This window comes from Seonamhaeicola sp. S2-3, assembly GCF_001971785.1.
In the GTDB taxonomy this organism is placed as follows: Bacteria; Bacteroidota; Bacteroidia; order Flavobacteriales; family Flavobacteriaceae; genus Seonamhaeicola.
In genome coordinates this window covers 3,131,120-3,144,007 of record NZ_CP019389.1, presented here as the reverse complement: position 1 = coordinate 3,144,007, position 12,888 = coordinate 3,131,120, and the positions used below count along the sequence as shown (strand labels likewise).

10 protein-coding genes are annotated in these 12,888 nt (G+C 37.1%); all 10 read left to right on the top strand.

Annotated features, from left to right (window positions below; all coding sequences use genetic code 11):
* Positions 1 to 325: 325 nt before the first annotated feature.
* The 10 genes from BWZ22_RS13740 to BWZ22_RS13695 all read left to right on the top strand — a co-directional run bounded on the left by BWZ22_RS13740 (position 326) and on the right by BWZ22_RS13695 (position 12,876).
* Positions 326 to 2,392 (top strand): ATP-binding protein, encoded by a 2,067-nt coding sequence (locus BWZ22_RS13740; RefSeq protein ID WP_076700915.1) that lies wholly within the window; start codon positions 326 to 328, stop codon positions 2,390 to 2,392.
* A gap of 649 nt (positions 2,393 to 3,041) precedes the next feature.
* A complete protein-coding gene (locus tag BWZ22_RS13735) occupies positions 3,042 to 5,939 on the top strand; it encodes a sensor histidine kinase (protein WP_076700913.1) in 2,898 nt (965 codons plus the stop codon).
* A gap of 6 nt (positions 5,940 to 5,945) precedes the next feature.
* A complete protein-coding gene (locus BWZ22_RS13730; RefSeq protein WP_076700910.1) occupies positions 5,946 to 6,689 on the top strand; it encodes a LytTR family DNA-binding domain-containing protein in 744 nt (247 codons plus the stop codon).
* 225 nt (positions 6,690 to 6,914) lie between these two features.
* The gene (locus BWZ22_RS13725) at positions 6,915 to 7,334 is read left to right on the top strand and encodes a lipocalin family protein (RefSeq protein WP_198027623.1); all 420 of its coding nucleotides are present in this window, start codon (positions 6,915 to 6,917) and stop codon (positions 7,332 to 7,334) included.
* A 132-nt stretch (positions 7,335 to 7,466) separates the two neighbouring features.
* Complete coding sequence (locus BWZ22_RS13720; RefSeq protein WP_076700905.1) at positions 7,467 to 8,048, top strand: lipocalin family protein; 582 nt, start codon at positions 7,467 to 7,469, stop codon at positions 8,046 to 8,048.
* Positions 8,049 to 8,064: 16 nt separating this feature from the next.
* A complete protein-coding gene (locus BWZ22_RS13715; protein ID WP_076700903.1) occupies positions 8,065 to 8,673 on the top strand; it encodes a hypothetical protein in 609 nt (202 codons plus the stop codon).
* Between the two features lie 4 nt (positions 8,674 to 8,677).
* Positions 8,678 to 9,982: a hypothetical protein gene (locus BWZ22_RS13710; RefSeq protein WP_076700900.1), complete on the top strand. Its 1,305-nt coding sequence runs from the start codon at positions 8,678 to 8,680 to the stop codon at positions 9,980 to 9,982.
* A gap of 103 nt (positions 9,983 to 10,085) precedes the next feature.
* Entirely contained in the window at positions 10,086 to 10,379 is a 294-nt protein-coding gene (locus BWZ22_RS13705; protein ID WP_157607980.1) for a hypothetical protein, read from the top strand.
* 32 nt (positions 10,380 to 10,411) lie between these two features.
* The gene (locus tag BWZ22_RS13700) at positions 10,412 to 12,142 is read left to right on the top strand and encodes an OmpA family protein (RefSeq protein ID WP_198027622.1); all 1,731 of its coding nucleotides are present in this window, start codon (positions 10,412 to 10,414) and stop codon (positions 12,140 to 12,142) included.
* A gap of 26 nt (positions 12,143 to 12,168) precedes the next feature.
* Complete coding sequence (locus BWZ22_RS13695) at positions 12,169 to 12,876, top strand: hypothetical protein (protein WP_076702527.1); 708 nt, start codon at positions 12,169 to 12,171, stop codon at positions 12,874 to 12,876.
* The last annotated feature ends 12 nt before the right edge of the window (positions 12,877 to 12,888 follow it).

Below are 12,888 nucleotides of genomic sequence, written 5' to 3'. Positions count from 1 at the left end.
CCGTGTAGCAAAAACACTCAACATGACGATTTGCGACGCAGGAGCAAATTGTATCGAGAACTCGTCATGTCTTCTTGTAATAGAGTTTATTACCCACAACATACAGTATCCCGTTTTGCAAACGCTTCCCTTCTACTAATTACATACCATCGTCTACTGTTAATTGCACCTTTTCATTTCTTTTTTTATATTTGGTCGAGTCTACATAAGCTCCTCAGGAAACATACATATTATGTATAACGAATGAGGCTCCATTATGGCTATCTGTGAGGTGTCTCGCTATGCTGTATATAGTAGATGTTGTGTGTAATTATGAAAACCAACAATGAGTAAAACTTACAGACTTTCATTTTTAGGAATTTCATTCATTACCTTAATAATTTTAGGGTATCTATTGACCGGTAGTTGTGATTTTCTTTTAAATCATTTTTGGTTTACATCTGGATTGCTTCTTTTAATACTTCTTTCACTAATTGACCAACCACATTTTTCCAAAGATTCAAACATTTTTATAAATTCAATAACTGCTGGAATTTCATTGTTAATCGTAGATGAGAATAATAGAGATTTTATTTTTTGGGTTTTTCTATCAATAATTGTTTATCTAACTGTAAGTAGTTATGCACTGCTTTGGCTAAGACAGAAAAGTCTTGGTTTAGAAAATAAGTTTATTCGACTTATTGCCAGAGTGAATAGAGAAATTGGAAAGCCTGAGGCACTTTTTTCTAGCTTTTTTATTTGGGGAGTTTACAAACAGTTTGGAACAGGTAACAATCAGTTTAATGGTTTGTTATTGTTCTGGGCAATTTTTATAATTTTAAATATTCCCTCTTTAGCTAAATCAATAGAAGATTTGTTTGCTATAGGCAAGGATAAAAGCAATAAACTTGCACTTGGGCAAATATTTGGTGTTCAATCAAAAAATACTTTCCTAATTCGGCTATATGATTCATCACAGAGAATTGTAAACACAAAAATATTTGACTTCGTTGAATTTAAATATTCGACAGATAAAAAGGTTAGAAAGGGCTTATTATTAGATACATATTTATTAAACCAACAACAATGGGTTAAAGTATTATCTAACAATGAAATCGAGAAAATTTTTGACAAGAATATATTTGAAAATCACAAATCGGATGTTGTTTACAAAATTGATAATATTCCCGAAAATGATTATCTAAAAAGATTTGTTGGAATCGTAACAGAAAACAGTACTATTTTTAAAATACGTTTCATTTACAATTCAAAAATAAAAATTAGTGAGGGACAGCTTTTAGAAGTTTCAATTCAAGGACAAAAAGTTCTTTATCAAATAATAGAAGGAATTACGAAAATTGAACAACTAGAAAACAAAAATCAAACTGGATTAATTGTTGGTGAAGCTATACAATTAGGAACTTGGGATACTGAAAAATTTCAATTTGAACAATTTGGATGGGTTCCAGAAGTAAATACACCTATTTATATTGCATCACCTATTTCAGAGCCAACAATTGAAGAAAATGAATATCAAATTGGTTCAATTCCTAATACAAATTACCCTGTTGTTTTAGATAAAGACACTGCTATTTCTCATCATATGGCGGTAGTCGGTGTTACTGGAACAGGGAAGTCCGTTTTTTCAAGAAATCTTATAAGACAATATCTAGAAGATGAAAACACAAAAGTAATTTGTATAGACTTTACAGGTGAATATATAGGTAAATTTAACGACCTACATCCTGTAAAAACAATTGATGATGCTGTTGGAGAACAATTATTTAAAGACATAGATTATATTGAGCAAGAAATTGCGAATAACTACAATAAAGATAACGATAATTCAAGAAAAAGAAAAAAAGAAGTATCAACCAAAATACACGAACAATTAGAAGGTTTTCTAAAAAGTGATAATCAACTATCAATATTTGAACTTCCACACGTTGCTAATACATCTGGTGTTTTAACTTATACTAAAACTTTTTTTAGGCTTTTATTTCACATTGCTAAAACAGAAAATAATTTTGGAAAAAGAATTTGTATTGTATTAGAAGAAGCTCATACCGTAATTCCAGAATGGAATTTTTCGGGTGTATCTGACAAAGTATCTCAACCTTTATTGAATAGTATTGCTCAAATTGCTCTACAAGGAAGAAAATACAATGTTGGATTGTTAGTTATTGCTCAAAGAACAGCCAATGTTTCGAAAACAATATTGACTCAATGTAATACAATTGTTTCTTTTCAAGAATTTGATAAAACTAGTAGCGACTTTTTATCAAACTATTTTGGACAAGAAATTGTAAAATCACTTCCTAAATTAAAATTTAGACAGGCGATTGTAGCAGGAAAAGCATTAAAATCGAATGTGCCAATGATATTTGAAGTTCCAAATATAGTGGAAGAATAAAATAACTACGGATAACAAAGGTAACCGTTGCACAACCCTGAATTTCTGAAAAACTGGTTTCATATAAGCTTACAAAACCAACAAGCTGAAGCAATCTCTAAGTCATTTAGGCTATGTATTAATGAGACTGCTTCGTCGTGCCTCCTCGCAGTGACGGGATGGGTAATAACATTCCTGTACTAAATCAATAAAGCCTCTCCCCATCAGTTCAAGTGAATAAAACCTATACCGTCAGTTCGAGTGATTTGCGACGCAGGAGCAAATTGTATCGAGAACCCCGCCAGTTCGCGTCTCGATACATTTTCACTGCTTAATATCGTGCAGCGAAAACACTCGACGTGACGATTTGTGAGGTACGAACAAATTGTATCGAGAACTCAACGTGACGGCTGGGTCATTGCAAACCTTTCAACTAACGTTCAAAACAAGCTAAGGTAAAGCAATCTACTCCTCCAAAGAGATTGAGTAGGTTTGGTTTCCTTATAACATAAATTTATCAAATAACCTTATATTTACAAGCCAAACAGAAATTTCATACTTTAGGGAAATCATGCCATATGCTCTTAAAAACTGGTTTCGCATTTCTATTTTGCTGCACTTTTTACTATTGCTTTTTTGTTGTGCCCAACTTTCGGCACAAAAGGTAATGATGGAAAAATACACCATGGAAGACGGATTAGCCACCAATCCGGTTCACGGTATATTTCAGGATTCCAAAGGGTTTATGTGGTTTTTTACCCGCTATGGCTTAAGCCGTTATGATGGTGTACGCTTTACTAATTTTACCAAACAAAACGGTTTGGCCTCAAGCTATGTATCGGCTATGTTTGAAGATAAAAATAACATTTTGCACATAGCTTCAAACTACCAACTACAACAACTAAAAAATGGCCGCTTTACCCCTAATATTCTCAAAGATTCACTTATTATTCTAGGTTTTTACAAAGAACCCAACGGTTCGCAAATTATTGCTTCAGATGGTGATGGTATCGTAAAGTATTCCAAAGAAAAAATAACACCTATCACCCAACCCTATTTTGGCCCAAATATTTCACTTGTAAAAACAAAAAAAGGAAACTTACTGGTTGGCGGCTCTTATTTCGAAAACGACACTTACATCACCTCGTTAAAATTGTTCAATGCCAAAGGTGTAAAACTAACACAAACACCCTCGGAAACCCTTGGGATAGTGCATAAATTGTATGCAGACGGTAAAGGTAATATCTGGGTTTGTACTGTAAACGGATTAGGCTTGCTTTCTGAAGAGGACGTAGATAAAGGACATTTAAATTTTAAGCCTTTACCTTTTGAAAATCCCCTATTAAACAGCGATGTTACCGATATGCTTCAAGACCACCACGGTAATTACTGGATTGCCACTCTTGAAGGTTTGATAAGAATTACTTCGAGCGGTCAAATTACAGTGTTTACCGAAGATGATGGCATGACATCAAACAAAATAACCTGTCTTTTTAAAGACCATCAAAATAACCTATGGGCAGGAACTGTTAAAGGTATTACCAAAATTTCAATGGGCGGGCATCTCCAGTATTTTACCACAGATAATGGCCTAGGGAGCAATGAATTGCAAAGTGTTTTTACTAATAACGAAAATGAAATTTACCTAACCACAGTAAGCGGTCATATTCAAAAATTCAACCCAGAAACACTAGAAACTAAAACCTTAACAAAACAAAAACAGGGTGGTTTTTTAAAACTTTTAAAAACCCGTAGTAACAAGCTGTTTGTAGGATACAACCCTGATTACCGCTGGACAGCCAAAGACCTTTACCATTTTAACCCCAAAACTGGCTTGGGTGAAAAAATCCTGCATCATGACCGTTCGTTTTTTTGCGTAGAAACCGATGATTACGGCAACTATTTTTTGGCAGGGAATTACGGACTGTACGTTTACAACTCCAAAACCGAAAACAAGTACATTATTGCCAATCTAACCGAACGCATCAACCAAATTGTATACGACCCCGAAGGCTATTTGTGGGCAAGCACTTGGGCGGGAAAGCTTTTTCGCATAGCACTTGATTACAGCGAAGCTGAAGTTATCGCAACTAAAACAAATATGAGCCATTTGTTAAACGGCGCCTGTGCGGGATTGCTATTTGTAGATTCCAAAGGAAACATTTGGGCTGGTAGTCGTGATAAAGGTGTTATCAAGATTTCAAAAAGTGCCAACGGCAAATATTCTACACTTCACATAACGCCTAAAGAAGGTTTAATGTCGGCTTCCTGCTATGTTTCTGCTGAAGATGACGAAGGTGGAATTTTTATTTCTTCGCTTTTGGGAATAGACAAACTTATTCCTAAAGGAGATACATACAAGGTTTTAAATTTTAGTAAAGAAAACGGGTTTTACGATGAAATTTGGGATGTTGAACTCACCCAAAATGGTACTTTTTGGGTGGCCACGGCTTCGGGCTTAGCACAGTTTACCGACCCCCACACCGAAACCTTGCCACCGCCCAAAGTATTTATTACCAACATTTTGAATAAAACCGAAAGCGAAACCCTAACCTTTCAACCTTCTGAAAAAAACGTCATACTGCCCCACAATCGGGGTAATCTTCAACTAGATTTTGCTGCCCCTTATTTTATAAACGAAAATGCCGTTCGCTACAGTTACCGCCTGCTAGGTGCTACAGACGAAAGTTGGAGTCCACCATCAAACGACCCCACAGTTTCCTTTGCCGGATTACAACCCAACAACTACCGCTTTGAAGTAAAAACCCTAACATGGAACGGCAGTTCGGGCAAACCTACTGTTTTTGAATTCAAGATAAATCCCCCTTGGTGGCAAACTTGGTGGTTTCAATTTCTGTTTATTTTAACAATGGCTGTCACAGTATTTTATTTTATGAAGCGACGCATCAAAACCATTCGCTATAAGGCCGAAATAGCGCAAAAAATAGCTGAAACCGAGCTGAAAGCCCTACGAGCACAAATGAACCCGCATTTTATTTTTAACTGCATTAACAACATCGATGCTTTTGTGCAAAACAATGACCGGCATAATGCCACAGTCTATCTAAACAAATTTGCCAAATTGCTGCGCAACGTACTTGATAGTTCCCGCCAAAAAAAAGTATCTTTAACCAAAGATTTAGATACCCTTAAATTGTATGTTGATTTGGAACAATTGCGTGACCAAGACAAATACAAAGTGGTATTCAACATCGATAAAGATTTAAAAAACGCCGATTACCAAGTGCCACCACTCATTGTACAACCCTTTGTTGAAAACGCCATCATACACGGGTTACGAAAAAAACAAGGTTTGGGTGGTATATTGAGTATTTCTGTAAGCAAACAGATGCCATACATAAAATACGTGATAGAAGACAACGGTGTAGGTATAAAAGCGGCAAAAGAAAATGTTTCAAGAAAGGGAACATCATATGGCAGTCAAATGAGTCGAGACCGCATTAAATTTTTCAATAATGAGGAAGAAGCTTCGGTTGTTATAACCAATTTGAAAGAAAATAATAAATCAACAGGAACCAAAGTAGAGGTTTTATTAAAAATGGAATAAATAATTTTGATAACTGCTATCATCATAGACGACGAAGAAATGGGCCGTGTAGCCCTCTACAAGAAACTGGCCAACTACTGTCCAGAAGTAGAAGTATTGGGTAATGCTAAAGACGGAACGGATGGATTAAAACTCATAGAAACCTTAAAGCCCGATGTGGTATTTCTCGACATCGAAATGCCTGGCATGGGCGGTTTTGAAATGCTCAATAAACTGCCCCAACAGGATTTTCATCTCATCTTTACCACCGCTTACGACCACTATGCCATAAAGGCCATACGATTTGCTGCCTTAGACTACCTGCTAAAACCCATTGATGTTGACGAACTAAAGCAGGCCGTAAGCCGCATTGCTAAACTGCCAAACAAAGATACCAAACAAAAACTGGAAGTGCTTCAACAAAACTTAATGCCCAATAACCTAATTGATAAGATAGCAATTCCCTCTCTGGAAGGATTACTATTTTTAGGTACCCAAGACATCCTACATATTGAAGCCGATGGTAACTACAGTACCCTTTACCTTGCCGATGGCAACAAACAAGTAGTATGTCGTGCCTTAAAGGATTTTGAAGACTTGCTTTCTTCCACTATGTTTTTTCGCTGCCACCATTCTCACCTCATCAATTTAAAGGCCATAAAACGCTATATTAAGAGCGACGGTGGCCTAATAGAACTTGAAAACGGCCAAACCATCCCTGTTTCCCGAAGGAAAAAAGACGACTTTTTAAAGAAAATAAGAACGCTATAGCCTCCCTACCCCATGAGGAACTCTTACTCTTAGCGTAATTTTTGAACGTCGTTCAAAAACAAAAATTCCCGTATGTGGTTAAGGAACTCCCACTTACACACCCACCCCCGCCACTTACACATTCCCACATACAGGTAACGGTTTTCAAAGATATATTTACCTAAAAATCAAATCATTATGAAAACCCCAAATTTCAAGTCGCTAGCAAAAGTTAAAGCGACAATTATGAAAAATAAAACACTAAAATTACTAAGCATTTTATTCTCCATAATGCTTGCATCTAGCTGCAGTAGCGACGACGAAGGCTCAGAAATGGTAGCAGAGCTAATCACAGACGAAGATTGGTATCTAGAAAGTTTTGGAGATTTTGTCTTGGGCGATTGCGACAAACAGAGTATTTATAATTTTACTATGAATGAAGGCCTTGTAATAGACGCCTATGGTTATGACGGTGAATTTAATTGCAATTTTATAGGTAACAACAACCTTTCTTGGGAATTGCTTTCTGACACAGAATTTATTATAACCGAAGACGGTGAAGATTTGATGTGTATAATCATCACATTAACAGAAGACGAATTTGTGTTTGACGTAGGAGAAGACTCGTTTAGATACGTTTTAGACAAAAACCCTGGAGATGGGTAAAGTATAGTATGGTAAGGCTTGTCGTTTGGTAGTCGGTCTTACCATGAAACCAAAAGAAGCATCAGGATAGTTGGATAGTTAAAACAATTCAATTGTAATGTAAAACACACTACAAGACTACAAACAAACATCATGAAAACACATCAAATTTTAACAAGCATTTTACTAGCACTCGCCTTTTTAGCGCCCGTACAACAGGCCGAAGCTCAATTTCTTAAAAAACTAGGTAAAAAGGCCAAGGAAGCCGCCAGCCGTGGCGTGGAAAACACTGTAGAACGCAAGACCGAGCAAAAGGCCGAAGAAAAAACAGACCAAGTTATAGAAAGCGTGTTCGGCATACCAAAAAAAGTGAGCAATAAAGACGAATCCGCATCAGAAGCCAACAACCTTGAAGGCACTTGGTATTATAAAAAATTGGAAGGCATACCCGGTTACGAAAATCTGAACGATTGTGGCATGAAGTCTAACATTATCTATACCGGCAATACTTACCGCACCCAATTTTATGACAACGACTGTAACTTACTTACCAACAGTGGCGGCAGTTACAAACTGGATGGCAACATAATGACCGTAAAAGCAGAAGCTCAAGACGAGGTAAGCACTACCAAAATAACCACCACCCAAACCATTTTAGAACATACCGAAAACAAACTCATTATTCGTGATGATATGACAGGCGCGGTTGTAACCTTGGTACGTAAGGACCAATAACTATTAAAAACACTTTATGAAAACCACATACACATCTACCCTTATTGTATGGGCCGTTTTACTAACAGCCTGTGGCTATTTAGAGAAAAAAGAAGTTAAGGCAACTTCCGAGGAAACAAAAACCAAAACAGTAGAACCTTCTAAACAAAAAGGTATCAACCTCAAGCAAACCGGTGATTATACCCAGCTCTATACAGAAAGTGAGGACTGTAAACTTACTGCATCACAAATGGCTGAAGCTCTTAGGTATGACAAAAGCAGTGTAAAACAAGATATATTTAATAACAGTTGCAGGTATATTGTTAACCACCCTAGTGGTTTTACCGCATCCTATTATATAAGAAATGAAAAATGGCCGAAAAATATCGTAGAAGATCAAATAAAAAGCGGACTAAAAAACGATTTAATTGATGTTCAGGTAAGTGAATCTGGAGATACTTATATAACAAGACATCCGGCACAAGGCTTCCTATTATTACTGAACACCAATTATGAAAACCCTATAAAAATTAGTTACAGTTACTTAAACCCCAACGGCCCCAAGCTGACCAATGCCCAAAAAGAAGAACGCAAACAAAATACCTATAAAATAGCCAACTACCTTATTAACCACTACAAAAAATAACGCAATGCTCTCTCCAAAAAACATACTACTTATTTTATTTATAGGTTTGGGATATACCGGATTTTCCCAGCCCTTTACACTCAATGACAAGATAAAACCCATAGAGCTAAAACTACAAGAAGATACCCGTAAAGGCCACGAAGGTGAATTGTTTATAGCAACCATTAGTTATGTAGATACAACAAAATACTACTATGTAAGTGGCCATTCCATGTTTCAGGATATCGATGTCATTGTAACCAACTTTAATAAATCTAAACCCCTAGAAGTTGAATTGGCCAACAACAGCTGGGGAGATGTAGTCAAAAAACAATCAACAGCAAAAGCCAAAAACGGCATTATCAACTTTAAGGTCAAGACATTCAACAAATTTGGGATTAAGGTGATTTCACCTACATCTGAAGAAGTAAAATTTACCATAGCGGTACATGCCAACCCTGAACAAAAAAATTACCTAGGCAATCCATTTACAAAAATCAGTAAAAAAGAAATGAAAGAAGGTCGAGCTTCAACAAACACTTCTTCTGGAGGAGACCATAGCGGCAGTAATATATGGCTCTACATTTTATTGGGTGTAGTTCTATTGATAATTGGTCTGCTAATAGGTAAGCTTGTGGGTAAAAAATCGGCTTCTGTCATTCTTTTATTGGTGTCAACTTCATTTGCTTTACAGGCTCAGAATTCAGGGACAGACAGGTTTTATATACCCAGAGAGTTTGATTCTTATATGGACGATGTACAAGAGTTGATGGAAGACTACAAAGGATATAATGATAAGTTTGACAAGTTTAAAGAGACCTTTGATAAATTCAAGGATTTTAATGATCAATACGAAAACCTGACCGATTGCATGAAAACAGCTCCTTTACCTGGCGAACCACGTATTCCGTCTTTTTGTGATATTCCAGTAACAGATGCGGGTTGGGATACCAATGAGAGTTGTGCCGATTGTTTTAAAGAGGCTCGAAAGAACTTTAACGAAACACGTTATCTCTTTACACAACTTGCCACTATTTATCGGTGTACCAAAGATTTTTCTGAAGCTGCCATTGCTTTTGGTGATAACGTTTCGGGTTACCATGGGGTATCTGGTATGGCTTGGCAAACACAAAAAAGGAACATTGAAAAATCTGTTATAGAACTGCAGCAGGCTTATGACAATAAATACAATCAATTAGTGCAAAGCCTTTACAACAATTTGGTAGAATTAAGTAAATGCGAAGCCCGCTACGGTACAGACGATTGGTACGACCGCTTTGGCTATATGTATTTTGAATTTATGCGGGATAAATACAAACGAACAGACTAAAATGAAAACAATAACATACATCTTATTGCTTGCCCTTTTTACTGCTTGTAAAACCTCCTCTACCGGATCGATGATTTCTTCACCTACTATTGACCAGGACATTATGGGATCTTGGGAAGGTTGCGACGGACGCGTAATTACTTTCACCAAAGAAGACGATAAAGTAATAGGACGTTATACCAAACTGGGCGGGCTCGAAAAATACAAGTTCACCTTAAACGAAGTGGGCTATCGGCTTAAAGAGCAAAGTGTGGGCAATTACATTGGAACCGTTAAATGGCAAAACCTCTCAGGTAAAGAAACTTGGAAAAAAGTAATTGTCTCCATTGAAAACAACATTTATGCAGACAATCAATCTGATGCTTGCAGCAAAGAAATGAAACGGGTAGAATTATGAAAAAAACAACATATATAGCAATACTGTTTATCTTGATTTGCTTCTTTGCCTGTAAGTCGGATAAAGATAAAGCAGCTAATCAAACCATAGATGTAATAGCTTCTGATAACAATAAAAAAGAAGATATAAAAATATCGAACGATGGTGAACAGGTACAAAAGATGCTGGATCTATTGGGTGTTGACACAAATGATGCTAAAAATGTTGAAACCCTAAATGCATTGTTGGGCAACGGAGATGCTTCGGAGATAGCATACCAAATATTAGGCAAACATTCCGTTGAAAAAAACACCCTCACGCAGAGCAATCTCAATACCTTGGAAAAAATGCTGCAACAGTACCCTGAACTGGAAAGCAGTGGTGGCTTTGTAGTGAACGAAGCAACTGTTGATATAGATTTTTCAAAGCTTGCAGAACAGTTAAAAGAACTAGACAAAGAAGAACTTAGCCAATTATTGGCCGTATTACCAACAAGCGGCAGTAATGCTGGTAAAGAAAAAAACAAAAACCCATTTGAAGGTACCTTTATAGAAGAAAGCCTTGTTGGAACTTCCTTTACTTATTATGCCACTTCCAAAGGCCGGTCATTGTACGAGAAAATAAAACATGCTACGCCTGAAGAGGCTGAGCAGATGTTGGCTAAACATTATGGCGTAAAGCCCGAAGAAATAAAACTCTTAAAAAGGATTGAAAAGCAAACGAAAATCAAGCACGAAAAACAGGCAAAAAAACTCTTAAATCCTATTTATAAGAATGCCGTAGAAGAGGCTTTAAACAACCCCAGCACATCCAATCAGTTTAAATCGCTCATTAAAAAGCGAAAAACAAAACAGGAATTAAAAGCTAAACAGTTTATAAGGTATTCAGCTCGGGCAAGGGAAGCATTTTACAAACTTAATCCTGGATGGCATGCCGAAAAAAATGATGAAGTGGGCAACACCTATGTAGATTCCCGTAATCAATACATCTACCTGCCATTAGGTAAGCTGTCTTTTGCCGATGAGGTAGTTGAATTTGACCCCGGAAATGGAGGGCTGCACCCAAAAGGTTCACTTGGAGAGCCCAACATGCCAAACATAGACTTTACAGGTGGAGACCCCAAGGTATGTAACATAGGATTAGAAGGTGTCCTCACACTACAATTTACTAACAACGCCATAACCGATGTCAACGGTCCTGACTTATATGTGTTTGAAATGGGTAAAATTGAACCCACTATTCTCGAATTATCTAAAGACGGAAGCCAATGGATTAAAGTAGGTAAAATAGAAGGCGGTACAGCTATGGTAGATATAGCCGATTTTGTTAACAAAGGCGAAACCTTCACTTATGTCCGTTTAACCGACTTGAATACCAAAAGCGGTGTTCCCGGTGCCGATGTAGATGCCATAGCGGCCATTGGTGGTGCCATCCGGCTCAATCTTGATGCCGCGGTGCTCTTTGAATTTGGTAAATATGAACTCAAACCTGAGGCTGAGGCGGCACTTACCGAATTAATCCCAAAAATTGAAGAGATAGGCAAAGGCACCATTGTAGTAGAAGGTCATACCGACAATGTAGGCAATAATGCTGCAAACAAAACCCTATCTCAAAAACGTGCCGAAAGCGTTCAGCAATTATTAAAAACATTAATAAAAGACAAGGTTAACAATTTTAAATGGGAAAGTAAAGGTTATGGTGAAAGTCAGCCTGTAGTCCCCAATGATACAGACGAAAACCGGCAAAAAAACCGACGGGTAGAGATTTTGGTCTTACCTAGTTAATGTTAATTCACAAAACCACAATAATTATGAAAGCACATATTATAAACATTGTTCTCGTTTTTTTTGTCCTTATTGGATGCAAGGGCAATGCACAAAACAACAGTTCAAACTGCAGCAAGTATTATCCGTTTAATGAAGGTCACATTTCAGAATATGAAATGCGCAACAAGAAAGGAAAAACAGATGGTACCATGAAATATACTGTAAACAACGTGAGTAATTCTGGAGGTACAACAACTGCCACCATCCATTCAGAATTGTTCGATAAAAAAGGAAAACTGGTTTTAGATAGTGCGTTTGACATGAGCTGTAACGGCAGCACGGTAACCATGGACTTTAAATCACTCATGAACGCCGATATGATGAAACAATTTGACAACTTGGAAACCGAAATCACTGGCACCAATGTAGAACTTCCCAATACACTTACGGCAGGACAAATCCTGCCCGATGCCAACATTAATATCAAAATGAACATGGGGGGCATGAACATGAACATGACCACCCATATCACCAACCGCAAAGTAGTGGGCACTGAAACCATAACCACGCCTGCCGGTACTTTTGAATGTGTTGTTATAACCCAAACGAGCAGCGGTAAAATGATGGTGGCCAACTTTAACAGCAGCCAAAAAACCTGGTTAGCCGAAGGTGTGGGCATGGTAAAATACGAAGATTACAACAGCAATAGAAAACTGCAAAACACAACAGTGCTAACATCTTTTTCAAAATAAACATAAAACAGA